This is a genomic window from Actinomadura meridiana (assembly GCF_039537545.1).
GTDB classification, from domain to species: Bacteria; Actinomycetota; Actinomycetes; order Streptosporangiales; family Streptosporangiaceae; genus Spirillospora; species Spirillospora meridiana.
In genome coordinates, this window is sequence record NZ_BAABAS010000005.1 from 398955 (window position 1) to 424664 (window position 25710).

The following is a 25710-nucleotide window of genomic DNA, read 5'->3' on the forward strand; positions in this document are numbered from 1 at the left end:
GCGGGGCTTATGGGTCTGCGCCTGGGGAGGTGTCGCGGCCGACTAGGGCGAGTGCGGCGTGGTCGGGGCGGGGCTCGGGTGGTGGAGGGGGCGACGGGCGCTGACCTCCGTTTTGTGGGCGGGATGACACGCCATACCGGCGAACCCGGCGCGCGCGGCGGACCATCTAACTAACGTGTCCGATGCGATGACGTTGGAAGTGGAAATGCCGGGCCCCGCGCCCGAGGACGACGCCGAGGAACCCGCGAACGACGGCCGGGAGGGACGCCGCCGTTCGCCCTGGTTCACGGTTCCGCTGAGCCTCGTCCTCGGGCTGCTGGCCGTCGCCGTCCTGACACCGCTCACCGTCGGCGGCCGGGTCTGGTACCAGGGCCGCCAGGACGAGCGGCCGCGCTCCGACGCGATCATCGTCCTCGGGGCGGCGCAGTACAACGGGGTGCCGTCCCCGACGCTGCGGTGGCGGCTCCAGCACGCGCTCAACCTCTACCGCGACGGCGTCGCGCCCGCCATCGTCACCGTCGGCGGCAAGGCGCCCGGCGACAACTACACGGAGGCGGGCTCCGGCCGCGCCTGGCTGATCCGCAAGGGCGGGGTCCCCGCGTCCAAGGTCTTCGCGGTCCCCGAGGGGCGCGACACGCTGGAGAGCATGCGGGCCGTCGGTAATGAGTTCGACCGGCACCACTGGACGTCCGCCGTGATCGTCACCGACCCGTGGCACGGCCTGCGCTCCAAGAAGATGGCTGAGGACAACGGCATCAAGGCGGCCGCGTCCCCGACGCGCAGCGGCCCGAGCGTCCAGACCCGCAACACGCAGTTCCACTACATCGTCCGTGAAACTGGCGGTTACCTGGCGTACGTCCTGTGGGGCGAACACTGACCCGGCCCTCCGCCTACTCTGGATAGGGCCATGACGAGCCAATCTGATCACGAAGGCCCCGCCGCGTACGCGGCCAGGGACCGGGAGCGCTGGGCGCCCGAACTCCCCAAACGGCGCGACCGGACGGCCTTCGAACGCGACCGCGCCCGCGTCCTGCACAGCGCCGCTCTCCGGCGGCTCGCCGCCAAGACGCAGGTCGCCTCGCCAGGCGCGGACGCCGCTGGCGGCACCGTGCAGAGCCTGCGCACCCGCCTGACCCACTCGCTTGAATGCGCCCAGGTCGGCCGCGAACTGGGCAAGTCCCTGGGCTGCGACCCCGACCTCGTGGAGGCGGCGTGCCTGTCCCATGACATCGGGCACCCGCCGTTCGGCCACAACGGTGAGGCCGCCCTCGACATCGTCGCCGCCGACTGCGGAGGCTTCGAGGGCAACGCCCAGAGCCTGCGCGTCCTCACCCGCCTGGAGCCCAAGTCGTTCGCGGCGGACGGCCCGCCCCTCTACGGCCGCAGCGTCGGCCTCAACCTGACCCGCGCCGCCCTGGACGCCGCGATGAAGTACCCGTGGCCCCAAACCGAGGCGATCAACGGAAAATTCGGCATTTACAGCGACGACACGGACGTGGCCCGCTGGATACGCGAGGGCGTCGCCCCCACCCGCACGTGCTTCGAGGCCCAGGTCATGGACTGGAGCGACGACGTCGCCTACTCCGTCCACGACCTGGAGGACGCCCTGGTCGCCGGGCACATCGACTTCGCCCGCCTGGCCGACCCCACCGAACGCCGCCTCGTCGCCGCCACCGCGATCAAGCTGTACTGCCCCGACGCCGACCTGGCCGAGCTGGAGGAACGCTTCATCGAGCTGCTGGCCGAGCCCTGCTGGCCCACCCGCTACGACGGCACCCCACGCAGCCTCGCGGCCCTGAAGAACCTGACCAGCACCCTGATCGGCCGCTTCTGCCTGGCTGCCGAAACCGCCACCCGCGCCGCCTACGGCGATCGCCCACTGACGAGATACGCCGCGGAACTGATCGTCCCAAGGGCCCAACGCCTGGAAAACGCCCTGCTCAAGGGCATCACAGCGCACTACGTCTGGATCAGCCACGAAGAGGTCAGGGCCCGCCAACGAACCCTGATCACAGAGCTGGGCCAGCTAACCCTAGCCGGTGCCCCCAACACCCTGGAACCAGGCTTCCGTGCCGCTTTCGAGGAAGCCGAAGACGACAAGGCCCGCCTCCGAGCCGTAGTGGACCAGATCGCATCCCTGACCGACACGTCAGCCATAGCCCGCCATCACCTACTGACAGAAACCCCGTGACGACTAAGGTTTGAACCACGACCACAGGCTTGAACCACAACCACGACCACAAGCTCGAACGGCGACCGGCAGGGGTTCTAACCTCAGCCACAGGGTTACGGGTAGTCACGTGGAGCGAGCGCCAGCGAGCGGGGCGGGAATACCCGGGCGCGGGCGCGTCCCCGCAGCGTAGGGAGCGCCAGCGACCGAAGCGAGGAGACCCGAACCGCGCAGCCGGGGGGTTTGGGGGGTCGCCCCCCCAATAAAAAACCAGCCCCCCAATAAACAAGGGAGAAGAAATGCCCGAGGAGACTTTCGTCATCGTCGGTGCCAGCCTTGCCGGTGCCAAGGCGGCGGAGACGCTCCGTGAGGAGGGCTTCACGGGCAGGGTGCTGCTGATCGGGGACGAGATCGAGCGGCCGTACGAACGGCCGCCGCTGTCCAAGGGGTTCCTGCTGGACCAGGAGCCGCGCGAGAAGGCGCACGTCCACGAGGCCGACTGGTACGACAAGCATGACGTGGAGTTGCGGCTCGGCGTCGCCGTGGAGTCCATCGACCGGGCGGAGCACCGGGTGCGGCTGTCCACCAAGGAGGAGGTGGGCTACGACCGGCTGCTGCTGACGACCGGCGCGTCCCCGCGTCACCTTGAGGTGCCGGGCGCCAAGCTCCAGGGGATCCACTATCTGCGGACGATGGCCGATTCGGCGGCGTTGAAGCAGGCGTTCGCGCCGGGTGGACGCCGTGTGGTCGTCGCGGGCGGCGGGTGGATCGGGTTGGAGACGGCCGCCGCGGCCCGCACCTACGGCAACGACGTGACGATCATCGAGCCGGAGCCGACGCCGCTGCACGCCGCGCTCGGCCCTGAACTCGGCGGCGTGTTCGCCGACCTGCACCGCGAGCACGGTGTCGACCTGCGGCTCGGCCAGGGGGTCGCCGGGTTCTGGGGCGCCGGTCAGGTGTCGGCGGTCGTCACCTCCGGCGGCGCCGAGGTGCCCGCGGACGTCGTGATCGTCGGTATCGGGGCGCGGCCCAACACGCGGCTCGCCGAGGAGGCCGGGCTCGACGTCTCCGACGGGATCCTGGTGGACGCCTCGCTGCGCACATCCGACCCCGACATCCACGCCGCCGGTGACGTCGCCAACGCCTTCAATCCGCTGCTCGGCCGCCGGATCCGCGTGGAGCACTGGGCGAACGCCCTGAACAGCGGACCGGCCGCCGCCCGCGCGATGCTCGGGCAGGACGTCTCCTACGACCACGTCCCGTATTTCTTCACCGACCAGTACGACCTCGGCATGGAGATGGCCGGTGTCGCGACTCCGGGGGAGTACGACGAGGTCGTGTACCGGGGGGATTTCTCGGGCCGCGAGTTCATCGCGTTCTGGCTGTCGGGCGGCCGGGTCGTCGCCGGGATGAACGTCAACGTGTGGGACGTGACCGACGACGTCCAGGCGCTGATCCGCTCCGGACGCCCCGTGGACACGGCCCGCCTCACCGACCCGGAGGTTCCCCTCACTGACCTCGTCTGATCGACGCCGCGTCCGGCGGGGCCGCCTCATCCGGGTGGCGGCCCGGCCGGACGTTGATCTATTAGGTGGGTTGTGACGTCGGTATATTCGCTCCTCAGGTAAGGTCTGGGCGAGTGAACACCATGCAGCGGTCAAGGCCGGTCGGTGCGGTCGCGTCCGCCTCGGCGTACCGCGCCTTCCAGCGCGGCGGTTTCCTGAACGAGCTGCTCAGCTTCGGCTTCGTCGGAGTCGTCGGCACGCTGATCATGATCTTCGGCGCCAACCTGATGCGGGCGTGGCTCGGCGGCAGCCCCGTCACGAGCGTCGTCGTGCCGACGGTGGTGTCCACGGTGGCGTCCTACCTGCTCAACCGGTTCTGGGTGTTCCGGCACCGCGACAGCGACGGTTCGGGCCGCGAGGTCGCGGTCTTCTTCGCGCTGAACGGCGTCGGGCTGCTCATCCAGGTGGTGTGCACGGGGTTCACGTACTACACCCTCGGCCTGCACGGCGGTGTTGCGTACAACGTCGGGCTGCTCGCCGGTGTCGCGTTCGGCGCCGCGTTCCGCTACTGGTCGTACAAGAAGTGGGTGTTCACCCCGACGGTGGCCTGATCGGGACGGTTCAGCGTCCCGCCGGAACGATCTTCTCCGTCTGCGGCAGCGCCTCGCCGAGGGTGCTCGCGAGGTCGACGCCGGTGCCCTGGGAGAAGATCACGTGGTCGGCGCCGTACTCGGCGAGGCGGCCGATGGTGTCGACGGCCTCGTCCACCGAGATCGGTTCGCGGGCGAGGGCCAGCGCCGTCTTCTCGATCTCGTCGTAGTCGCGTCCTTCGCGTTCGCAGTGTTCGCGCAGGACGTCGAGCTTGTGGGTCATCTCCTCGCCGCCGAAGAGGTTGCAGGCGTCGGCGTACTTGGCGACGAACCGCAGCGTCTTCTTCTCCCCGCCGCCGCCGACCAGGATCGGCGGACGCGGGCGCCGCACCGTCGGGGGCGAGTTCAGCGGCCGTTCAAGTGTGTAGTGCTCGCCCTCGAACGGCGACTCGTCGCCCTGCCACATCTGGTGCGCGATCCGCAGCGTCTCCTCCAGCCGTTCGAACCGCTCCGCCGTGCTCGGGAACGGAATGCCTAGCCCGCGCGACTCCTCGTCGTTCCAGGCGGCTCCGATGCCCAGCCAGGCGCGTCCGCCGGACAGTACGTCCAGCGTCGTGACGGTTTTGACGAGGATTCCAGGATGCCGGTACGTCACGCCGGTCACGAGCGTGCCGAGCGTGACCCGCTCGGTCAGCGCGGCGGCGTACGCGAGCGCCGAGTAGCCCTCCAGCATCGGCTCCTCCGACGCGCCGACGCCGGTGATCTGGAAGAAATGGTCCATCACCCACAACGAGTGCAGGCCCGCCTGGTCCGCGTCGCGAGCGATGCGTCCGAAGGCCGGGGCGATGGCTTCCGGCCCGCCGGGTACGGTGAAACTCGGAATTTGAAGTCCTACGCGCATGCGAAGCCCCTCTGATCGTCTTTTCTCGTCGAATACCCGGGACCGCACTCTGCTATCTGGAGTGGACTCCAGGTCAAATCCGTAGATTCCGGACACTTGACCTGGAGTCCACTCCAGGTGGGATTCTGGAGCGCGTGAGTTCTTACACCCCGGCCGAGACCGCCGAGAAAAGCGGGTTCAGCATCGACACGCTGCGTTACTACGAGAAGATCGGGCTGCTCCCCGGCATCGCGCGGAACGCGGCGGGACGGCGCGTGTTCAGCGACGGCGACCTGGGGTGGCTCACCATGCTCCGGTGCCTGCGCGAGACCGGTATGCCGCTCGCCGAGATGCGGCGGTACTCGCTGCTCGTCCAGGCCGGGGCTGAGACGGTCCAAGAGCGTCTTGACCTGCTCCAGGACCACGACCGGAGGGTCGAGGAGCGGATCGCCAGGCTGCGCGAGCAGCAGGATCAGGTCCGGATGAAGATCGGCTTCTACACCGACGCGCTCTGCGAGAGCCTGCCCGTCTGAGGGCGCGCCCGATCAGTGGCCGCCCGCACCGCCGAAACCGCCCGTCGTCCCGTAGCCGCCCGTGGGGCCGGGGGTGCCGAAGGCGCCGGTGTCGTGGGCTCGCGTCTCCTGGCTTGCGTGTCCCGGACGGTGCATGCGCGGCGGCGCGGTCTGGTGCCGGTGGACGGGGGTGACGCGCCGCCCGTCCGCGCCGAAGAACAGCACCCGGTCGAGATCGACGGCCAGCGCGACATGGTCACCGCGGTTGGGACGGCTGCCCGGCGCGATCCGGAAGATCAGGTCGGCGCGGCGGTGGTGGCCCGGCACGTGCTCCTCGGGCGGCGGCTCGTCCTGGGACGGCCTGCCGAGCAGATCCTTGAGCCGGTCGCGCAGTCCGGGACGTTCGGGCTCGTACGTCGCGGGCGCCGCCGAACGTCCCACCTCGGTGGGGTCGACCGTCGTGATGCCCGCCTCGGCGTAGGCGAGCCACTCGTGCCCGTGGAACTCCAGCGCCCTGACCTGGCCGGACAGGACGGTTCCCGGCTGCGCCGGGGTACCGGGGGCGATCGGCGTGAGCGTGTCCGGGCGGATCCCGACGGTGACGTGCTGGCCCTGATGGCTGATCAGCGACGACGCCCGCGGATCGTCCCAGGGGACCATCATCCGCTGCGGGCCGAAGTCGATCAGCAGGCCCTCGTCCTCCACGGTCCACAGGGTGCCCTGGAGCAGGTTGATCGGCGGTGAGCTGAGGAACGCCGCCACGAACACGGTCGCCGGGTCCTCGTAGATCTGCTCGGGGGTGCCGACGTCCTCCAGGACTCCGTCCCGCAGCACCGCCATCCGGTCGGCCATCGTCATGGCCTCGACCTGGTCGTGGGTGACGTAGACGGTGGTGGTGCCGGTGGAGCGCACCAGCGCGGAGATCTCCACGCGCAGTTCGGTGCGCAGGCCCGCGTCGAGGCTGGACAGCGGCTCGTCCAGCAGGAACAGCGACGGTTCGCGGATCAGGGCCCGTCCGATCGCGGCCCGCTGCCGCTGGCCGCCCGAGAGCGTGCGCGGCAGCCGGTCGACCATCGTGTTGATGCCGAGGGCGCGCGCCAGTTCCATGACCCGCGCGTTCGCCTCGGCGCGGTCGTCCCCGGAGACCTCCAGGGGGAACATCATGTTGCCCTTGACCGTGCGGTGCGGGTAGAGCGCGCCCTCCTGGAACACCATTGCAACGTTCCTGTCGCGCGGCGGCAGGTCGTTGGCCCGGCCCCCGTTCATCCACAGGTCGCCCTCGGTGATCTCCTCCAGTCCGGCGATCATGCGCAGGATCGTGGACTTGCCGCAGCCGGACGGTCCGAGAAGGACGAACAGCTCGCCGTCATTGATTCTCAGGCGGATATTTCGGACGGCGGTCACCCCGCCCGTATACACCTTGTGAACACCGTCAAGAACAACATCCGTCATCGGTCCGCCTGATATGGAGCTAAAGACTCGGTCCGCTATCACATCGTGCGACGGTCCGGGTTGTCCAGAGTGATTTCGACGATGCCCGGGGTCGGTTAGGCCGAGACCGGCCACCCGCCCGGCGAAGTCCCGCTCAGCGGAACGGTCTCCCCGCAGGGCCGGACCAGACCGGACCGGATCGGGACCGGATCGGGACCGGATCGGGACCGGATCGGGGCCGGTTCGGGGCCGGGCCGGGGGCCGATCGGGGGCCGGATCGGGGCTGGACCGCGTCCGGATCGGGGCTCCCGGCGCCCGATGTCGGGCCACCGCCGTAGACTCCTACGTCGTGGCAGGCCGCATTCGCAACGAGGACATCGCGCTCGTCCGCGAGCGCTCCTCCATCGACGCCGTGATCGGCGAGTACCTCCAGCTCCGCAATGCGGGCGGCGGCAACCTCAAGGGCCTGTGCCCCTTCCACGACGAGAAGTCGCCCTCGTTCAACGTCACGCCGGCGCGCGGGCTGTACCACTGCTTCGGCTGCGAGGCGGGCGGCGACGTCATCAAGTTCGTCCAGGAGATCGAGCACCTGTCCTTCACCGACGCGGTGGAGCGGCTCGCCGCGCAGGCGGGCCTCCAACTGCGCTACGAGGAGGGCGGCGGGCGCGGTCCCCGCCAGGACGGCGGGCAGCGCGCCCGGCTGGTCGAGGCGCACAAGGCCGCCGCCGAGTACTACGCCGAGCGGCTCACCTCGCCGGACGGCGCGATCGGCCGCACGTTCCTGTCCGAGCGCGGCTTCGAGCGCGCCGACGCCGAGCGCTTCGGCGTCGGGTTCGCGCCCCGCGAGTGGGAGGGCCTCGTCCGGCATCTGCGCGGGCGCGGCTTCGCCGACCGTGACGTCGTCGCCGGTGGCCTGGCCAAGGAGGGGCGGCGCGGCCCCATGGACCGGTTCCGCGGGCGGCTGATGTGGCCGATCCGCGACCTGTCCGGCGATGTCATCGGGTTCGGTGCGCGGCGCCTCTACGAGGACGACGAAGGCCCCAAGTACCTGAACACCCCCGAGTCGCCGATCTTCCACAAGGGCTCGGTGCTGTACGGCGCCGACCTGGCCAAACGCGAGATCGCCAAGCGCCGCCAGGCCGTGGTGGTGGAGGGCTACACCGACGTGATGGCCTGCCATCTGGCGGGCGTCCCGACCGCGATCGCCACCTGCGGGACGGCGTTCGGCGACGACCACATCAAGGTGCTGCGCCGCCTGCTGATGGACCAGGACGAGTTCCGCGGCGAGGTGATCTTCACCTTCGACGGCGACTCGGCCGGGCGCAAGGCGGCGCTGCGCGCGTTCGACGACGAGCAGAAGTTCGTCTCGCAGACGTTCGTGGCCATCCAGCAGGACGGTCTCGACCCCTGTGACCTGCGAATCCGGCACGGCGACGCGGCGGTGCGCGACCTGGTCGCCGCGCGGCTGCCGCTGTTCGAGTTCGCGGTGCGCAGCGCGATCGAGCAGCACGACCTCAACACCGTGGAGGGGCGGCTCAGCGCGCTGGACGCCGCCGCCCCCGTGGTCGCCGCCATCAAGGACCGCTCGCGCCGCCACCTGTACGCGGTCAACCTGGACCGCTGGCTCGGGATCATGGACGAGCAGTTCGTGCTGCGCCGCGTCCGCGAACTGGCGAACCGGGCGCACGCCCGCGCCCAGACCGGGAACGCCAGGGGCGGAAACGGACGGCTGCGCAACGGCCGTCCCGACAACGGCGCGGGCAACGGCGGCGCGGGCAGTGGCAACCGGAACGGCAACGGCCGTGCCGGGAACGCGGCCCCCGGGAGGCCGTCGTTCGATCCGACCGACCCGGAGGTCCAGCGCGAGCGCGAGTTGCTGAAGCTGGCCGTCCAGCGCCCGGCGGTGCTGGGTCCGGCGTTCGACGAGCTTCCGAACGAGGCGTTCATCGCCCCTCCGCACGCCGCGGTGCGCGCGGTCATCGCCGACGTGGGCGGCGTGGCGGTGGCGGGCGGCGCCGCCGAATGGGTCGCGCTCCTGCTGGAACGGGCCCCCGACGACCAGGTCAGAGACCTGATCACCAAATTCGGGGTGGAACCGGCACGCGCTGCTGATGATTCGGACAACCGTTACGCCGTTGAATTGCTGGCCCGAATACAGGAGCGCCAGCTCACCCGGATGATCGCCGACGCCAAATCTAAACTCGAGCGGCTGAATCCGGTCGAGGTTCCGGAGGAGTACGCCCGGCTGTTCGGCGATCTTGTCGCGCTTGAGCAGCAGAGACGGGTGTTGCGGGAGCGCGGGCTTGGGTCACAGTGAGTCAAGGGACCGCAAAATGGGTCCTGTGATCTTGGCTCCATTTGACGCAGACTGTCTGCGTGGGCCCTTCGGTGCTGCCAAGCGAGGCGCCATCGGTTGATCAGGTGGCGGACCTCGTCGCGCGCGGCAGAGAACGCGGCGGCGTGACCGTCGAGGACGTCGCCGCCGCGCTCGATCGCTCGGACTTGCCGGACGATTCCCTGGAAAGGGTCGTCCGGCTGCTCGCGGAGCAGGGGGTGGAGGTCCTCGAGTCTCAACAGGAGACCGAGGACGTCGTGCGAGTGGACGAGGGAGACCTCGGCAAGCGGGCGCCGACGAGCGACCTGGTTCGGATCTACCTGAGAGAGATCGGTCGCGTACCGCTGCTCACGGCAGAAGATGAAGTAGAACTCGCCAAATCGATCGAGGCGGGACTGTTCGCCGAGGAGAAGGCGGCGGGCACCGCCGTTCTCGCCCGCGGTGAACTCATCGACCTCGAACTGCTTTCCCGCGAGGGCACGCGGGCGAAGCAACGCCTGATCGAGGCCAATCTGCGACTCGTCGTCTCGATCGCGAAACGCTATGTGGGGCGGGGAATGCTGTTCCTCGACCTGATTCAGGAGGGAAATCTCGGACTGATCCGCGCGGTCGAGAAATTCGACTACACCAAGGGCTTCAAGTTCTCCACGTACGCCACCTGGTGGATCCGGCAGGCGATCACCAGGGCCATCGCCGACCAGGCGCGGACCATCCGGATCCCCGTGCACATGGTCGAGACGATCAACAAGCTCGTCCGCGTGCAGCGCCAGCTCCACCAGGACCTCGGTCGTGAGCCCAGCCCCGAGGAGATCGGGCTGGAGATGGGCCTGTCGCCCGTCCGGGTCGTGGAGATCCAGCGGATCGCGCAGGAACCGGTCTCGCTCCAGTCGCCGATCGGCGAGGAGGACTCCGACCTCGGCGACTTCATCGAGGACGCGGACGCCGTCGTGCCGATCGAGGCCGCGGCGTTCATCCTTCTCCAGGACCAGCTGGAGGACATCCTGGGCACCCTGTCGGAACGGGAGCAGCGCATCATCCAACTGCGCTTCGGCCTGACCGACGGCCATCCGCGCACGCTGGAGGAGGTCGGCCGGGAGTTCGGCGTGACGAGGGAGCGGATCCGCCAGATCGAGTCGAAGACCCTGGCGAAGCTGCGCCACCCGTCCCGCGCGCAGATGCTGCGCGAGTACCTGGACTGAGACGACGTCCGCCGACCGCACGACGCCCGCCCTCCAACCGCACGACGCCCGCCCCTCAACCGCGTGTCAACCGCCCGCCGACCGGCCGTCCGGGCGCCGAATCGAGTGCGGTTTCGGCATGTCGTCCGACCAATGCGTCCCATTTCGTCCGGACGGTGATTTACCGTGGTGGTCATGCTGATCGTGACGACTGACGGCGTGGCGGGGTACGAGATCAGGAGCGTGCTCGGCGAGGTTCTCGGGACGGCCGTGCGCGCCGACTCCGCCTCGGCGCAGGGCGGTGCCCCGCAGCCCGGGCACGGCGGGAGCAGCGCCACGTTCCGGGTGACGGGTGAGCAGCCCGCGGCGGGCCTCGCGGCCGTGCGCCGCGAGGCGGTGGACCGGCTCGGCGAGGAGGCGCGCCGCAAGGGCGCCAACACCGTGGTCGGCATGCGGTTCGACACGACCGTGATCGGCGGCGCCGTCGAGGTCTGCGCGTACGGGACGGCGGTCTGGGCGGAGCCCGCGCAGGCGCAGCCCCGCGACCAGGCGCAGCAGCACCCGCACGCCCAGCAGCACAAGCAGGCCCCGCCGTACGGCGACCCGCAGCCCGGCGGCCCGCCGATGGTCGCCCGCAACCTCACGATGGGCATCCACGACCGCCCCCGCTGAGCCGTAGGGCGCCCGCTCAGCTCTGGCCCGCGCGCTCCGCGCGGATCCGGGTGACGACGTCCCCGGCGGCGGTCTTGATCGACTCCAGTTCCCGCAGGTAGGCCCAGTAGTCGGGGTGGGCGCCGGTGAGCCGCGTCGGGGCGTTCTCCAGCCGTTCGACGAGCGAGTCGAGCACCCGGGCGTGCTGCGGCGCGGCCCCGCCCGGCTGGGCCATGGCGAGCCGCTGGGCGTCCCGCACGGCGAACCGGACGGCCTCCGCGGGCTTGTCCGGGTCGGCGGCGACGGACTTCAGCTCCTCGACCCGTCCGGTGACCTGCCCGGCGCGCCGGTCGGCCGCGTTCAGCTCGGTGCGGGCGGCGGTGAGCGCCTGCTGCGCCTGCTTCCACTCGGCGCGGGCGGTGTGCGCGGACGCCTCGTTCAGCCGCTCCCGGGCCCGCGTAGCGCCCGCCTCGATCGACTCCGGGGCGCCCTTCAGGTCCTGCCAGCAGGCCTGCGAGTAGCCGCGCAGCAGGATCTTCATCGCCTCCTTGACGGGCCCGACGCGGTTCGCGACGACGTCCACGCGGGTCCGGGCGGAGGCCAGCGAGTTGCGGACCTTCTGCGCCATCTGCGGCAGCTCGGCGGCGGCCTCCCGGGCCCCCTCGGCGATCTCGCGGACCTCCTCGGCCTTGCGCATGGCGCCGTCCAGCCCGAGCCCGCCGAGGCCCTGCGAGCCGAGCTGCGCCAGGATCTCCCTGGCCCGGGCCAGCTCCGCCTCCGGGTCGGCGGCGTCCATCCCGGCGTCCGCGGCGGCCCGCACGGCGGCGTCGGCGGCGGTGACGGCGTCGCGGGCGGCGGTCAGCTTCGGCGGCAGCTGGTCGAGCGCGGCCTCCAGCCGCGCCATCTTCGGCGCGAGCCGCTCGGCGAACCCGTTCAGGTTCCGGGTGACCTGCTGGAGACGCTCCGTACACGCGACGAACGCGCGCCGCGCGGAGTCGTACTCGGCCGGTGTCCGGTCCTGGTCATCGAGGTCGTGCGCGTCGAGGACGGCGATGTAGGCGACCGCGGCGGCGTCGCCGGACTCGGCCAGCCCGGTGAACTCCCGCCGGACGGGTTCGGCGGCCCCGGCGTCCAGGTCCTCGAAGACGGTGACGCGGCCGCCGATGTACTTCTGCGCCTGGTCCATGTCGTAGAAGGCCGTCGACGCGGCCTCCCTGGCCTCGACGGCCCCGGAGGACGCCTGCGCCCCCCGGCCACGGCGGCGCTGGTCGCCCGCTCCCCGCAACGCTGCCTCCCTTCGTCCCTGCCCAGTCTGGCGCAGTCGGCCCGGATTTTCGCCTCGGAGCGGCGTCGCGTCCGTCTCCCCAGGATGTGGTATCGCGTGAGACGCCAGGTAATGACTCCGGCCCTTGTGGAACGGATAGCATCGCTGCAACGTCGATAAGGCTGGACGCCGGGGCGGCGTCCGAAACAGCGGCATGCGATCTTGGAGGCCCATCGTGGGTGTCAGTCTCAGCAAGGGCGGCAACGTTTCGCTCACCAAGCAGGCCCCCGGCCTGTCCGCGGTGACCGTCGGTCTTGGCTGGGACCTGCGCACCACCACAGGCACCGACTTCGACCTGGACGCCTCCGCGATGGTGCTGGACGGCTCCGGCAAGATCATCACCGACCAGCACTTCGTGTTCTTCAACAACCTGCGCACGCCGGACGGCGCCGTCGAGCACACCGGCGACAACACGACCGGCGCCGGTGAGGGCGACGACGAGCAGCTCAAGGTGAACTTCGGCGCCATGCCCGCCACCGCCGAGCGGATCGCCTTCGCCGTGTCGATCTACGACGCCGACACCCGCAGCCAGAACTTCGGGCAGGTCCGCAACGCCTACATCCGGGTGCTCAACCAGGGCGACGGCGCGGAGATGGCGCGCTACGACCTGTCGGAGGACGCCTCGATGGAGACGGCGATGGTGTTCGGCGAGCTGTACAGGTCAGGGGCGGAATGGAAGTTCCGCGCCGTCGGGCAGGGCTACGCGTCCGGCCTGGCGGGCATCGCGGCCGACTTCGGCGTCAACCTCTGATCAGGCCCTCCGGAGCACAGAACCACAGGAAGGGAGTGGCCCGAACATGGGTGTCTCACTCGCCAAGGGCGGCAACGTCTCGCTGACGAAGGCCGCGCCCAACCTCACCGCGGTCACCGTCGGCCTCGGCTGGGACGTCCGCGCCACCACCGGCGCCGACTTCGACCTGGACGCCTCCGCGCTGATGCTCGGCGGCACCGGCAAGGTCATGTCCGACCAGCACTTCGTGTTCTTCAACAACCTGAAGAGCCCCGAGGGCTCGGTCGAGCACACCGGCGACAACCTGACCGGTGAGGGCGAGGGCGACGACGAGTCCATCAACGTCGAGTTGAACGCGGTGCCCGCCGAGTGCGAGCGCATCGTGTTCCCCGTGTCGATCTACGACGCCGACAACCGGCAGCAGAGCTTCGGGCAGGTTCGCAACGCCTTCATCCGGATCGTCAACCGGACCGACGGCAACGAGCTCGCGCGCTTCGACCTCACCGAGGACGCCTCCACCGAGACGGCGATGGTCTTCGGCGAGCTGTACCGCCACAGCGGCGAATGGAAGTTCAGAGCGGTCGGCCAGGGGTACGCCTCGGGTCTGGCCGGCATCGCCCTGGACTTCGGCGTGAACGTCGGCTGACGACCGGCGGCCCCCGCATCCCGGCCGCACCCGCACGCCCGGCCGATCTTCCTAGCAGAAATACGCGCATGATTCTTCGCACCTTCGGGTGGTCCTTCGGCGTCACGGTCGTCGGCCTGCTCCTCGCCCTGCTCTATGACGGTCCGACCGGGCTCGCCCTGGTGGCGGTGCTGGCCGTGCTGGAGATCTCGCTGTCGTTCGACAACGCGGTCGTCAACGCCAAGGTGCTCGACCGCATGAGCGTCTTCTGGCAGAAGATCTTTCTGACGGTCGGCATCGCGATCGCGGTGTTCGGCATGCGGCTGTTCTTCCCGCTGCTCATCGTGGGGATCACCGCCAAGCTGAACCCGTACGAGGCGTTCGACCTGGCGTTGAACGACTCGCACCGCTACCACGAGCTGATGAACGACGCCTACCCGATGATCGCGGCGTTCGGCGGCATGTTCCTGATGATGCTGTTCCTGGACTTCGTGTTCGAGGAGCGCGCCGACAAGTGGCTGCCGTGGCTGGAGCGTCCGCTCGCCCGCATCGGCAAGCTCGACCAGCTGTCGGTGGTCGTCGCGGGCGGCGCGCTGGCGTTCGTGGCGTGGCTGTCGGCCGACGACCCGGGCGACGTCATGATCGCGGGCGTGCTCGGCATGGTGACCTACATCCTGGTCAACGGGCTCGGCGAGCTGTTCTCCGAGGCGAGCGACGATGACGACGACGAGGACGGCGGCGACGGGGAGGACGGCGAGCGGGCGGCCGCGGCGGGCCGGTCGGGGCCGAGTTCGCTGGCCCTCGCCACCGGCAAGGCCGGGTTCTTCCTCTTCCTGTATCTGGAGGTGCTGGACGCCTCGTTCAGCTTCGACGGCGTCATCGGCGCGTTCGCCATCAGCCCGGACCCGATCGTCATCGCGCTCGGCCTCGGCATCGGCGCCATGTACATCCGGTCGCTGACCGTGTTCCTCGTCCGCAAGGGCACCCTGCACGAGTACGTGTACCTGGAGCACGGCGCGCACTGGGCGATCGGTGCGCTCGCCGTCTGCATGCTGGTCAGCATCGGCCGCCATGTGCCCGAGTGGATCACCGGCGGGCTCGGCGCCGGGCTGATCATCGCGGCGTTCATCAGCTCCGTCGTCCGCAACCGGGGCGAGGACGAGGGATCGTCCTCGGCCGCGCCGGGTGACGACGGGCGAGAACTCCGTTCGTCCGACTCGACGAGCAAGGTCTGACCCGCCGCGCGCGTCCGGCGGCGTCCCGTGAAGTCCGACATCCGTGAAGTACCAGCCCGTGAAGTCCGACCCCGCGCCAGTTTCGATTCTGAAGGAGCCGACGATGTCGATTTCGCTGGAGAAGGGGCAGAAGGTCTCGCTGACCAAGCCCGGCGGCGGGACGCTCACCCGGGTCAGGATGGGCCTCGGCTGGGACGCCGTCGCCAAGAAGGGCCTGTTCGGGAAGGGTAAGGCCAGGTCCATCGACCTGGACGCCTCGTGCCTGCTGTTCGACGGCAGCGGCAACCTCGCCGACCAGGTGTGGTTCCGGCAGTTGCGCAGCAAGGACGGGTCCGTCCAGCACACCGGCGACAACCTGACCGGGGCGGGCGAGGGTGACGACGAGGTGATCAACGTCGACCTGCAGAACATCCCGGCCAACGTCACCCAGCTGGTGTTCACGGTGAACTCGTTCACCGGCCAGGATTTCTCGCAGATCGCCAACGCCTTCTGCCGACTGGTGGACGAGACCACCGGCCAGGAGATCGCGCGCTTCGACCTGACGGGCTCCGGCCAGCACAACGCGCAGATCATGGCCAAGGTGTCGCGGGACGGCGACGGCTGGTCGATGACGGCGATCGGCGCGACGGCGACCGGCCGCACCTTCCAGCACCTGCTGCCCGCCGTGGCGACTCACCTGTGACCGGAACCTGACGAGACGTCCATGCGGCACTTCGAGCACATCGACGCCGCGCGCCGCAAGCACCTGTTCTACCGGCACCCGCGGCCCTTCGACCGGCATGCCGACCCGTCGGTGCTGGGCGTGGCGCTGGGCGCGACGCTGTACTGCCCCGCGACGCGTCCCGCCCTCGCCGACGACATCGAGCGCGCGGCGCTGCGCGGCGTGATGAGCATGGTGGTGTGTCTGGAGGATGCGATCGCCGACGGCGAGGTCACGGCGGGCGAGACGAACCTGGTCGCGCAGTTGCGGACCCTGCACGCGCGGACCACCGGGCGAGTTCCCGCCGAGACGCGGAACGTGCCGCTGCTGTTCGTCCGCGTCCGCGACCCCCGGCAGATCGGCGACCTGATCGGGCGGCTCGGCGACGCGGCCGCCCTGGTCAACGGTTTCGTGCTGCCGAAGTTCACGGCGTCCTCCGGTGGAGCGTTCCTGGACGCGCTGGAGGACGCCGCCACCCGGACGGGCCTGCGGCTGCTGGCGATGCCGGTGATCGAGAGCCCGGCGGCGGTGTACGCCGAGACCCGCACCGAGATGCTGCACGACGTGGCGCGGCTGCTCGCCAAGCACCGGCGGCGGATCCTGGCCGTCCGGATCGGCGCGACGGACATGTCCGCCGCGTACGGTCTGCGCCGTCCGCCCGACCTGACGATCTACGACATCCGTCCGGTCGCGGGCGTGATCTGCGACGTGGTGAACATCCTCGGCCGCGTCGACGGCACCGGCTACGTGGTCACGGGCCCGGTCTGGGAGTACTTCTCGGCGGGCGAGCGGATGTTCAAACCGCAGCTGAGACGGTCGCCGTTCGACGCGCAACGGGCGGCCCCGCTGCGGGAGCGGCTGATCACGTCCGACCTGGACGGCCTGATCCGCGAAGTGCACCTGGACAAGGCGAACGGCCTCATCGGCAAGACCGTGATCCATCCGACCCATGTGGCGGCCGTGCACGCGCTGTCGGTGGTGACGCACGAGGAGTACTGCGACGCCGCCGATATCCTGGACGGTACCGGGGGAGGCGCGATGGCCAGCTCCTACGCCAACAAGATGAACGAGGCCAAGCCGCATAGGGCGTGGGCACAGCGACTGATGCTGCGCGCGCGTGTGTTCGGTGTGGCGGCGGAGGACGTCACGTTCGTCGAGCTGCTCGAAGCGGCGGGCAGCCCGTGAGTTCGCCCCAGCGCCCGTGGCCCGGTTCGTGGGTCGCGTCGAGGCTCGGCGTCCGGCTGTCGGACGGGCAGCGTCCGGTCGGCGCGGGTCTGGCCGATCTGGTCGGGCTGGCAGTGCGGCGCAATCCACGCCGTGCGCATCTTCTGGTTTCGGAGGTGCTGGGCAAGCACGTCCCGACCGATCCTCGGCTCGTGTACGGCGCCGGGCTTCTGCTCGGGGAACTCGTGCGCGCCCGCCTACGCCAGGAGGAGCCGACACCACCGGATGGTCTTCTCGTGGACGCTCTGCGGCGTGTGCCGGGTGCGGCGGCCGGGCTGCGTGACCTTCTGCGTGCACCACAGGTCCCTGTGGAGGCTTTCGTCCTCGGCTACGCGGAGACGGCCACGGCTCTCGGGCATTCGGTGGCGGACGCCCTGGGAGACGCCTACTACCTGCACTCCACGCGCCGTCCGGTGAAGGGTTTCGCCACGTACGGAGGGTTCGAGGAGGAGCACAGTCACGCCACGAGCCATCTCCTGCTACCCGCCGACCCTGCCGCCCTTGACCGGGACGTACCCGTTGTACTAGTGGACGACGAGCTTTCTACTGGCCGGACCGTCCTGAACACCATCGAGGCACTGCACACCGTCCGGCCCAGGAGCCGTTACGTGGTGGCGGCCCTGGTCGACTTGCGCGGCCCCGCCGACAGGGCCCGCATGGAGGCTCTCGCCGACCGCCTGGGCACCCGCATAGACGCGGTCGCGTTGGCCGCCGGGCACGTGGACCTCCCAGAAGACGTCCTGGAAGCCGGTCAGACGCTCGTCACCGAGCTCACGGCGCGTTCGGCGCCCCAGGAGCCGGAGAGTACGTTCGACGTGACGCGAGTCGAGCTGGAGTGGCCTGCCGGACTGCCGGACGGAGGGCGGCACGGCTTTCTGCCCGCCCATCGGGAACGGCTGGAGAAGGACCTGCCCCGGATGGCCGACGTCCTCGCGTCCGGCCTGGGGGAGGGGGCCTCGCGTGTCCTCGTGCTGGGTTTCGAGGAGTTGATGTACGCGCCGCTCCGCCTGGCCGAGGCGCTCGCCGACGCGCGTCCCGACCTGGACGTCCGGTATTCGACGACCACCCGTTCGCCGGTGCTGGCCGTGGACGACCCCGGTTACGCCATCAGGACCCGCCTGACCTTCCCCGCGCACGACGACCCCGCCGACGGGCCGGGGGAGCGCTACGCCTACAACGTCTCCTCGGCGTCCGACCAGATCATCCTCGTGGTCGACGACGCCGGAGACACTCCTGCCCTTGCCGACGGCCTCCTGCGACGGCTCCAGGCGTTGGCACCCATCCTGCTCGCCACCGTCCCGGCGAGGAGGCGCCCGTGAAACCCCTGCACGGGCCGTCGTTCGGCAGCTACCCGGCGGAAGACGTCACGTGGCTGCTCAAGGACCTCTCCCACGTGCGGCTCGAAGCGCCCACGGAGCAGCGGGAGGCGGCGATCCAGGCGGGCCGCGCCCACTACGCGGAGTCGCTGCCGGTCGAGTACCAGCCGGGCCCCGAGTACCGGCGGCTGTTCCACCGGGCCCTGGACGCGGCGGCGGAGCGGCTCGCGTACGCGACCGGGCTTGTCACCGAGCTGATCCTCGCCGAACGCGGCCCGGACGCGGTATTGGTCTCGTTGGCCCGCGCCGGAACCCCGATCGGGATCCTGATGCGTCGCTGGGCACGGTTCGCGCATGGCCAGGACATCCCGCATTACACGCTCAGTATCGTCCGGGGTCGCGGCATAGACACGGTGGCCCTGCGGTACCTCGCCGAGCACCACGACGCCGCGTCGGTGATGTTCGTGGACGGCTGGACGGGCAAGGGCGCGATCACGCGGGAGCTGACCGCCGCGCTCGCCCCGCAGCCGTTCAAGCCCGATCTGGCGGTGCTGGCCGACCCGGGCCGGTGCACGTCTCTCTTCGGGACGCGCGACGATTACCTGATCCCGTCCGCGTGCCTCAACTCGACGGTGTCGGGCCTGGTCAGCCGGACGGTCCTCAACACCGACCTGATCGGCCCGGGCGACTTCCACGGCGCGAAGTTCTACGCCGACCTCGCGGACGACGACGTGTCCGCACTGTTCCTCGACACCGTCTCCGCTCGTTTCGCGGACGTCGCGGAACACGTCGAGAAGAACCTGCCCGACCACCGGGCCGCCGACCGGACACCCGACTGGTCGGGCTGGGAAGCCGTCCGCCGTTGCGCCCATGCCGAAGGCATAGACGACATGAATCTCGTCAAACCCGGCATAGGCGAGACGACGCGCGTGCTACTGCGCCGAGTCCCCTGGAAAGTGCTCGTACGCCAGGACGCGGGACCCGAAGTCACACACATCAGGCTCCTGGCTGAGGAACGCGGCGTGCCCGTCATTGACGTCGAACCCGACCGTTTCCCCTACGCCTGCATGGGTTTCATTCACCCTCGCTTCGGCAAGGGGGCCGCCCAATGACTGTCCTGGTGTGCTCCGACCTCGACCGCACGCTCATCTACTCCACAGCGGCCTTCGCCTTGCATGGCCCGGACGAGACGATGCCGCGCCTCCTCTGCGTGGAGTTCTACCAAGGCGCCCCGCTCTCCTACATGACTGAGGCGTCCGCGCGCACCCTCGAAACCCTCGCCAAGACGACCACGTTCGTCCCGACCACGACGCGAACCCTGGAGCAGTACCGGCGCGTCCGCCTCCTGGAGAAATCAGCCCCCTACGCGATCAGCGCCAACGGCGGCCACCTCCTCGTGGACGGCGTGGACGACCCGGAATGGGCGGCGTCCGTCAAAAACACCATCACGGAGAACTGCGCGCCACTGGCCGACGTCCAGAACCACCTGACACGGACCAGCGGCAACTTCGTCCTGAAGCTCCGTAACGCGTCCGACCTGTTCGCCTACACCGTCGTGGACCGCGCTTCGCTCCCACCCACCTGGGTGGACGACCTCACCGCCTGGTGCGCCGAACGCGGCTGGCGGACGTCCCTGCAAGGCCGCAAAGTGTACTGCCTGCCGACCACCCTGACGAAGGCCGCCGCCGCCGCCGAGATCGCCCGCCGGACGGGCGCGTCCACGATGCTGGCCGCCGGTGACTCGCTCCTGGACATCGACCTCCTCGAAGCCGCCGACAACTCGATCCGCCCCGCGCACGGCGAACTGCACGACACCGGATGGACGTCCCCGACCACGGCCGTCACCACCGCACGCGGCATCCTCGCCGGGCAGGAAATCGGCGACTGGCTACTGGAGCGCGCGACCACCCCGTAAGGCGGATTGTAAATATTTACTGGTCGACCCCTCGGCACGTTGACAAGCGACTGTCCCCAAGGGGTCGCAGCGGCGGCGTTCTGAGGTCACAATCACGGTGAGCGCCTCTCCAGCTCAGGAGGAGGTCATCCTGCCGCGATGAGCGCCCGTCTGACCGGCGACGAGACCGCGCTGTGGAAAGCCGCGGCCAGGACCCTCGACGCGAACTGGACGGGGACGTCCACCGCGGCGTCCCCCGGCCTCTACCCGCACCAATGGAGCTGGGACTCGGCGTTCATCAGCCTGGGTCTCGCCCGCCACCGCCGCGACCGCGCCGAGGCCGAACTGCTCAGCCTGTTCCGCGGCCAGTGGGCGAACGGGATGCTGCCCCACATCGTGTTCAACACCAGGCTCGCCCGCCGCGCGTTCTTCCCGGGCCCGGAACTGTGGCACAGCGAACGGCACCCGGACGCGCCGCGTGGCGTCCACACCTCCGGCCTCACCCAACCTCCGCTACAGGCACTCGTCGCACTCCGCCTGCACGAATGCGCAACCGACGGCGACAGCAGCCGCGCGTTCCTCGCGCGCCTGTATCCCCTGCTCACCGCCCAGCACCGCTACCTCGCCCAGGCCCGCGACATCGGCTCCGACGGCCTGATCGCGATCTGCCACCCGTGGGAGTCGGGCCTGGACAACAGCCCCGCCTGGGACCGTCCCCTCGGCGCCCTCCGCCTCCCGCCCACCGCGTACGCGCCCGCGCAACGCCCCCACACCCTCCCCAACGGCGAGGACTACGACCGGTACGTCCGGCTCGTCGCCCTCATGCGGCACGCCGGCTACCGCCGCACCTACCTCCGCGACGACCACCCCTTCGCCGTCGAGGACCCCCTGGTCAACGCCATCTACCTCGCGTCCACCCACGCCCTCGCCGAGATCGCCACGCTCATCGGCGCCGACCCGGCCCCACACCGCGACCAGGCGCAACGCATTCACCACGCCATCCTCGACCACCTCTGGGACCCGGAGACCGGCTGCTTCCGCGCCCGCGACCTGCGCGACGACCGCCTCCTGCCCGTCGTCACCGTCGGCGCGTTCGGCCCGCTCCTCGACCCCGAGCTGCCGTCCCCGATCGTCCGCAACCTCGTCGACCTCCTCCTGTCGGCCCGCTTCGCCGGAGCCGCCGGATACCCCGTCCCGACCTGCGACATCCAGGCCCCCGCCTTCGACCGCGGCGGCTACTGGCGAGGCCCCACCTGGGTCAGCACCAACTGGCTCGTCTGGTACGGCGCCCTCGGCCACGGCCTGCCCGTCATCGCCGACCTGATCTACGGGTCCACGATGCGGCTCGTCCGCCAGTCCGGCTTCCGGGAGTTCTTCGACCCCTTCGACGGCACCGGACGCGGCAGCCACGACTACGCCTGGTCCGCCGCCCTCGTCCTCGACCTCCTGAGCGCCCGCCGCGCCCCCCAGGCAGCCTGATCGCCTACCGTTGGAGAATGCGTCTACCCCGGGGCCTCCGCGACACACTCCCGCTTGAACGCGGCGAACGAGCCCTCGCCACCGCCCCCACCCGCGGCGGCTCCCACGTCACCGCCACCACAACCGCCCTGCACATCCCCGCCGCCGAGGGCGGTTTCACCCGCATCCCCTGGGAACGCGTCGACCACGCCACCTGGAAAGAGGGCTGGCTCCACGTCCACGAAACGTCCCGCGCCGAACACCACGTCCGCCTAACCGCCCCAGGCTCCGTCCCGGAAACCGTCCGAGAACGCGTCACAGCCACCATCGCCGTCAGCCACCAAGCGGTCCTACCCGGCGGCGGCCATGTCCGCATAGCGGGCCGCCGCCCCGCCACCGGCGGCGACGTACGCTGGACCTTCCTTTTCGACGCCGGACTGGACCCGTCCGACCCGGGCCTTAGAGCCCAGGCCGAACAGGTCCTCGAAGACCTGCGCCGCCAAACAGGCCTCTAACCGGGATAAACAGGCGGCTGCTCGTCCTTGTGGCGCCCCGGCTGCTCCGGCACCCGCTCCCGCATGTGACTGGCCTTGCCACGCGCCGCACCGGCGAACTCCTCGCCCTTGGCCCGCAGCTTCCCGGCGGCCTGCTGCACGTTCGGGTTCTCCTGCACCTGCTGCGACAGCTGCTTGATCTGCTCGTACCGCTCACGCCCGGCCTTCGTCCCGAAGACGTAGCCGACCGCAGCGCCCACCATGAACATCGTGCGAGCCTTCATATCCATCTCCCGCTGACGGCGGATTCGTCCCACCCCCATACCCGCCCATACGCATGCCACCCGTGCCGCCCCCCGAACAACGAGTGCGCGCCCACCCCCGGACATGCGCTAACCTAGACCCGCCGCCGGGGCCAGACCCCCGACGCACAGCACGATCCCGCGTAGCTCAATCGGCAGAGCAGCCGGCTGTTAACCGGCAGGTTATTGGTTCGAGTCCAATCGCGGGAGCCGAGGCAGACGAGGTGTGCTCAGTGCGCTTCGCCGCACTTTCGCCCGGGCCCGCAGTGCTGACCCGGGGGACGACCCCCGGACCCCCGTGGTGGGGGCTCCGCCCCACGCCCCCTCCCAGTCGCTGACTCATACTGAGTAACAGAGTGAGTACCCAGTTGGGGCTCGGGGCGATAGATCTCTGGTTTGTGGTGCGATCTCGTTCAGGGGGAGCCTGGCCCTACAGGGAAGATCAGTGCGTTCGGAGGGTGACCGGACGGGAGTGGGTGGCTGCGACGCTTCGCAGCATGTCGGCGTCGGGGTGGGTGGTGCAGGTGCGTCCAGCCGGACGGTGTCCAGGGTGTTCGGGGGGTTAGCGGAGTGGGGCTAGTTCGGTGATGTGGTGGGTTGGGGTGCCTAGGAAGAGGTTGGCGGGTGCGGGGCCGTAGGTGATGTTGAGGGTGTCGAGTTGGTAGGTCCATTCGCCGCCGTGTGGTCCGGTGAAGCGGTAGTTGATCTGCCAGCGAAGCCAATGTCCGGGGGCGAGGCGGACTGCTGGAGGGCGTCGCCATCTGCGTGGCATGCCGAGGGGTGTCGCGACCAGTTGGACTCGAAGGAGCCCGTTGGTCTCCTTGAGGAGTACGCCGGTGTCGGAGGGGGAGCCGGGCGGTCCTTCGTGGGTCGAGAATCTTGGCTGAAAGTCGTCGTGTTCGTGCATGAGGACCTCGTGCACGAACGGCGCCTGCCTGGCTGGGAGCGGGAAGGCGATGGGGGCGGCGTTTCTCCGGGTGGCTCCAGGGCCACCGCGGGATCGTTTGGTCCATTGGGTGCGGACCCATTGAGCGACGGTCTCCACAGTCTGATCTTTTAGCACGACGTCGGTTCGTCGCCACGTGGATTTGTGTTTTGTGAGAGAGCCGCGCTTGGTTCAGGTGGGGTCTGCGCTTGATGGTCCGGCGTGGATGCGCAGGGTTATGTGGTTGCCGAAGGTTGGGTCGGTGCGTGTGCTTAGCCCTAGCTGGACGATCCGGCCGTCGCTCGGGTGCCAGGGGCGGTCTGGTGTTGTTCCGCCGAGGAGCTTTCCGAGGGCGTCGATGGTTGGCTTCCAGAGGTTCGGCCAGTTTCTGCGGGGGCCGACGACGAAGCCGATGTGCAGGCGGAGGGGCCCGTCAGGTAGGCGTTGGGCTTCAGTGAGTTGCTCGTCTATCTGTGCCCTGTGCGCTATCTGATCCGCGAGCCGCTCGATTATCGCGAAGGACTCGTTCTCGACGAGCTTCTTGATCTCTTCCCATACCGCCGCGTAGTCGATCGTGTCAGCGAGGTCGTCCGACGCGGCCACCTTGGTCAGGTCGAGGAAGAGTTCGGCGTTGGTGTGGAACGGCTGCGGGTACTTTTCGAGACGCCGTCACCACTCATGACGCCCGTGTGCTAACAGTCCCTCCACGATGATTTTGTCCGCCACGCGCTCCGCCTTCTTACCTTTCGAGGACTACGAACTCGTATTCATGGTTATCGTCGCGGCGTGAAGTTCTCTCGACGGTTTTGTTGAACCGCGAGTAGTCGGGAAATCTCACCGTTCCGGTGAATTCACCCTTTACGAGGGTGAGGTAGAGTCGGTCGCAGTGGTCGAGGCCTTCCTGGTAGATCGCCTCGCCGCCGGCTATGAATACTTCGTGGTCATCGTGAGCGCTGGCGTACTCGAGGGCCTCGGTGAGGGAGTGGACGATGACGCACTCCGGGGCGGTGTAGTCATCGTTACGAGTCACGATGATGGTGGTACGCCCGTCGAGTTTTTGGCCGATCGACTCATAGGTCTTGCGGCCCATGATTACCGGATGTCCCATCGTGAGCCGTCGAAACCTCCGTGTGTCTTCCGGAATGCGCCAGGGTAGTCGTCCTTCGGCACCGATGATGTTGTTTTCGTCGAGTGCGGCAATGGCACTGATACGCGGGCGAGTCATGGTGGGCCACTCTACTGATGAATCTCTCGTGACAGGTTTTCCTTCGGAGGCGACGGCTGAGCCGCGTTCGGTGAGGAGGCGGGTGGCGTCGGTGATGGCGTTCGGGTCGGTGGCGTGGATGGCGGTGAGGAGGGCGTTGACGTTGGGTGCTGAGATGGGGGCGCTGCCGGTGGCTCGCCAGGTTCCGTGAAGGTCGCGTGTGATTCTCCACTCGGGGATGAGGTGTTGGAGGAGGAGCAGGGTGACGGGGACGTTCATTCTTGTGGGCGGTCCTGGAGGAAGCGGTCGATGAGCTGGGCGGCGCGGTTGGTGTTGTTTTCGCAGTGGCAGAGAAAGCTGCCGCGTCTGGGTGGGGCCTCGTGAAACGCCCATCCGCCACCGGGGACGGCCATGACGGTGAGGGTGAGGACGATGCCGTTGGGGCCGTAGACCCGAAGCAGCGGTATGCGGACGGGGATGAGTAGGGGGTTGTACGTCTTGACGCAGTGACGGCCGTGTTGCTCTAGCGCGAGCGCGAGGTGGTCCAGGTAATGGATGGCGGTGTCGCGGTTGCGTGCGATGCGCCATTGCAGGTAGCGGGAGCGGAGCCTTCGGCGGAGCTTGTTTTCGGTCAGTGAAGTTTGGCCCATGTGATCTTTCCTCCCTCGTTGAGGGGGCGGACGCCCCACTCGGCCGCGAAGTCGGCGAGGAGTTGTAGGCCTCGGCCGGACGTGGCGGCCGTGTTCTCCGGCTGGATCTTGGGACGCGTCTCAGCGGTGTCCCAGACCTCCAGGACCGGGCGGCCGTCGTGGTCGTCGAGGAAGACGCGGACGATGATCGGGCCCGCGCCGTGCTTGTAGGCGTTCGTGGTGAGTTCGCTGATCACGAGCCGTCCGACGTAGTCGTCCTCCAGGCCCCACTCGGCGAACCGTTCGGCGAGGAACTGCCTTGCTAGGCGCGGAGCCTGCTTGGTGAACTCCAGGACGAGTGTTGGCGGTGTTCCCGGGGTAAGCGTCGTCGCTGGCAT

Annotated in this window: 26 protein-coding genes, 1 tRNA gene and 1 pseudogene; 19 read left to right on the forward strand and 9 right to left on the reverse strand. The window is 69.4% G+C overall.

What is annotated here, in order from left to right:
- Positions 1–187 precede the first annotated feature (187 nt).
- The 4 genes from ABD808_RS11100 (at position 188) to ABD808_RS11115 (ending at position 4286) form a co-directional block, all read left to right on the forward strand.
- Positions 188–877, forward strand: a complete 690-nt coding sequence (locus tag ABD808_RS11100; RefSeq protein ID WP_344893995.1) for a YdcF family protein — start codon at positions 188–190, stop codon at positions 875–877.
- A gap of 30 nt (positions 878–907) precedes the next feature.
- Entirely contained in the window at positions 908–2191 is a 1284-nt protein-coding gene (locus ABD808_RS11105; protein WP_344893997.1) for a deoxyguanosinetriphosphate triphosphohydrolase, read from the forward strand.
- Between the two features lie 278 nt (positions 2192–2469).
- The gene (locus ABD808_RS11110; protein WP_344894000.1) at positions 2470–3696 is read left to right on the forward strand and encodes an NAD(P)/FAD-dependent oxidoreductase; all 1227 of its coding nucleotides are present in this window, start codon (positions 2470–2472) and stop codon (positions 3694–3696) included.
- A gap of 122 nt (positions 3697–3818) precedes the next feature.
- On the forward strand, positions 3819–4286 hold the full coding sequence (locus ABD808_RS11115) for a GtrA family protein (protein WP_344895370.1): 468 nt from the start codon (positions 3819–3821) through the stop codon (positions 4284–4286).
- A gap of 10 nt (positions 4287–4296) precedes the next feature.
- Here ABD808_RS11115 and ABD808_RS11120 read toward each other — a convergent pair whose 3' ends face one another.
- On the reverse strand, positions 4297–5166 hold the full coding sequence (locus ABD808_RS11120) for an LLM class F420-dependent oxidoreductase (protein WP_344894003.1): 870 nt from the start codon (positions 5164–5166) through the stop codon (positions 4297–4299).
- A gap of 134 nt (positions 5167–5300) precedes the next feature.
- On the opposite strand from ABD808_RS11120, the gene ABD808_RS11125 reads away from it, so the two are divergent.
- Positions 5301–5678 carry a MerR family transcriptional regulator gene (locus tag ABD808_RS11125; RefSeq protein WP_344894006.1) on the forward strand — a complete coding sequence of 126 codons (378 nt, stop codon included), beginning with the start codon at positions 5301–5303 and terminating at the stop codon, positions 5676–5678.
- Positions 5679–5690: 12 nt separating this feature from the next.
- Here ABD808_RS11125 and ABD808_RS11130 read toward each other — a convergent pair whose 3' ends face one another.
- Positions 5691–7109 carry an ABC transporter ATP-binding protein gene (locus ABD808_RS11130; protein WP_344894009.1) on the reverse strand — a complete coding sequence of 473 codons (1419 nt, stop codon included), beginning with the start codon at positions 7107–7109 and terminating at the stop codon, positions 5691–5693.
- 328 nt (positions 7110–7437) lie between these two features.
- Here ABD808_RS11130 and dnaG point away from each other — a divergent pair, with 328 nt between their 5' ends.
- From dnaG to ABD808_RS11145, 3 genes are all read left to right on the forward strand, one after another.
- Positions 7438–9405: a DNA primase gene (gene dnaG, locus ABD808_RS11135; protein WP_344894012.1), complete on the forward strand. Its 1968-nt coding sequence runs from the start codon at positions 7438–7440 to the stop codon at positions 9403–9405.
- Positions 9406–9476: 71 nt separating this feature from the next.
- Positions 9477–10622, forward strand: coding sequence for an RNA polymerase sigma factor RpoD (rpoD, locus tag ABD808_RS11140; protein WP_425548920.1), 1146 nt, complete (start codon positions 9477–9479; stop codon positions 10620–10622).
- A 174-nt stretch (positions 10623–10796) separates the two neighbouring features.
- A complete protein-coding gene (locus ABD808_RS11145) occupies positions 10797–11273 on the forward strand; it encodes a YbjQ family protein (protein WP_344894018.1) in 477 nt (158 codons plus the stop codon).
- 16 nt (positions 11274–11289) lie between these two features.
- On the opposite strand, the gene ABD808_RS11150 is transcribed toward ABD808_RS11145, so the two are convergent.
- Entirely contained in the window at positions 11290–12537 is a 1248-nt protein-coding gene (locus ABD808_RS11150) for a molecular chaperone DnaJ (RefSeq protein WP_344894021.1), read from the reverse strand.
- Between the two features lie 214 nt (positions 12538–12751).
- Here ABD808_RS11150 and ABD808_RS11155 point away from each other — a divergent pair, with 214 nt between their 5' ends.
- From ABD808_RS11155 to ABD808_RS11200, 10 genes are all read left to right on the forward strand, one after another.
- The gene (locus ABD808_RS11155) at positions 12752–13327 is read left to right on the forward strand and encodes a TerD family protein (RefSeq protein ID WP_344894024.1); all 576 of its coding nucleotides are present in this window, start codon (positions 12752–12754) and stop codon (positions 13325–13327) included.
- A 46-nt stretch (positions 13328–13373) separates the two neighbouring features.
- Positions 13374–13952 carry a TerD family protein gene (locus tag ABD808_RS11160; RefSeq protein ID WP_344894027.1) on the forward strand — a complete coding sequence of 193 codons (579 nt, stop codon included), beginning with the start codon at positions 13374–13376 and terminating at the stop codon, positions 13950–13952.
- Between the two features lie 68 nt (positions 13953–14020).
- Positions 14021–15166: a DUF475 domain-containing protein gene (locus ABD808_RS11165; RefSeq protein ID WP_344894030.1), complete on the forward strand. Its 1146-nt coding sequence runs from the start codon at positions 14021–14023 to the stop codon at positions 15164–15166.
- A gap of 103 nt (positions 15167–15269) precedes the next feature.
- On the forward strand, positions 15270–15848 hold the full coding sequence (locus tag ABD808_RS11170) for a TerD family protein (RefSeq protein WP_344894033.1): 579 nt from the start codon (positions 15270–15272) through the stop codon (positions 15846–15848).
- 21 nt (positions 15849–15869) lie between these two features.
- Positions 15870–17051: an HpcH/HpaI aldolase/citrate lyase family protein gene (locus tag ABD808_RS11175; protein ID WP_344894036.1), complete on the forward strand. Its 1182-nt coding sequence runs from the start codon at positions 15870–15872 to the stop codon at positions 17049–17051.
- Positions 17048–18409, forward strand: coding sequence for a phosphoribosyltransferase family protein (locus ABD808_RS11180; protein ID WP_344894039.1), 1362 nt, complete (start codon positions 17048–17050; stop codon positions 18407–18409). Before ABD808_RS11175 ends, ABD808_RS11180 begins: the two co-directional genes overlap by 4 nt.
- Positions 18406–19518, forward strand: a complete 1113-nt coding sequence (locus tag ABD808_RS11185; RefSeq protein ID WP_344894042.1) for a cysteine protease StiP family protein — start codon at positions 18406–18408, stop codon at positions 19516–19518. The genes ABD808_RS11180 and ABD808_RS11185 overlap by 4 nt, the downstream gene beginning before the upstream one ends.
- The gene (locus ABD808_RS11190; RefSeq protein WP_344894045.1) at positions 19515–20321 is read left to right on the forward strand and encodes an HAD family hydrolase; all 807 of its coding nucleotides are present in this window, start codon (positions 19515–19517) and stop codon (positions 20319–20321) included. Before ABD808_RS11185 ends, ABD808_RS11190 begins: the two co-directional genes overlap by 4 nt.
- A 138-nt stretch (positions 20322–20459) precedes the next feature.
- On the forward strand, positions 20460–21779 hold the full coding sequence (locus tag ABD808_RS11195) for an amylo-alpha-1,6-glucosidase (protein ID WP_344894048.1): 1320 nt from the start codon (positions 20460–20462) through the stop codon (positions 21777–21779).
- Between the two features lie 17 nt (positions 21780–21796).
- Positions 21797–22273 (forward strand): hypothetical protein, encoded by a 477-nt coding sequence (locus ABD808_RS11200; RefSeq protein WP_344894050.1) that lies wholly within the window; start codon positions 21797–21799, stop codon positions 22271–22273.
- Here ABD808_RS11200 and ABD808_RS11205 read toward each other — a convergent pair.
- Positions 22270–22536: a YtxH domain-containing protein gene (locus tag ABD808_RS11205; protein WP_344894053.1), complete on the reverse strand. Its 267-nt coding sequence runs from the start codon at positions 22534–22536 to the stop codon at positions 22270–22272. The genes ABD808_RS11200 and ABD808_RS11205 overlap by 4 nt on opposite strands.
- Before the next feature lie 155 nt (positions 22537–22691).
- On the opposite strand from ABD808_RS11205, the gene ABD808_RS11210 reads away from it, so the two are divergent.
- Positions 22692–22764 (forward strand) — tRNA-Asn (locus ABD808_RS11210).
- A 352-nt stretch (positions 22765–23116) separates the two neighbouring features.
- Here ABD808_RS11210 and ABD808_RS11215 read toward each other — a convergent pair.
- The 5 genes and pseudogenes from ABD808_RS11215 to ABD808_RS11235 all read right to left on the reverse strand — a co-directional run bounded on the left by ABD808_RS11215 (position 23117) and on the right by ABD808_RS11235 (position 25710).
- The gene (locus ABD808_RS11215) at positions 23117–23476 is read right to left on the reverse strand and encodes a hypothetical protein (RefSeq protein ID WP_344894055.1); all 360 of its coding nucleotides are present in this window, start codon (positions 23474–23476) and stop codon (positions 23117–23119) included.
- Positions 23477–23671: 195 nt separating this feature from the next.
- A pseudogene (locus tag ABD808_RS11220) lies at positions 23672–24124 on the reverse strand (dihydroneopterin aldolase); the annotation flags it as partial.
- Positions 24125–24218: 94 nt separating this feature from the next.
- On the reverse strand, positions 24219–24962 hold the full coding sequence (locus ABD808_RS11225) for a dihydrofolate reductase (RefSeq protein WP_344894058.1): 744 nt from the start codon (positions 24960–24962) through the stop codon (positions 24219–24221).
- Positions 24959–25333, reverse strand: coding sequence for a hypothetical protein (locus tag ABD808_RS11230; protein WP_344894061.1), 375 nt, complete (start codon positions 25331–25333; stop codon positions 24959–24961). Before ABD808_RS11230 ends, ABD808_RS11225 begins: the two co-directional genes overlap by 4 nt.
- On the reverse strand, positions 25315–25710 hold the full coding sequence (locus ABD808_RS11235; protein ID WP_344894064.1) for an ATP-binding protein: 396 nt from the start codon (positions 25708–25710) through the stop codon (positions 25315–25317). The genes ABD808_RS11230 and ABD808_RS11235 overlap by 19 nt, the downstream gene beginning before the upstream one ends.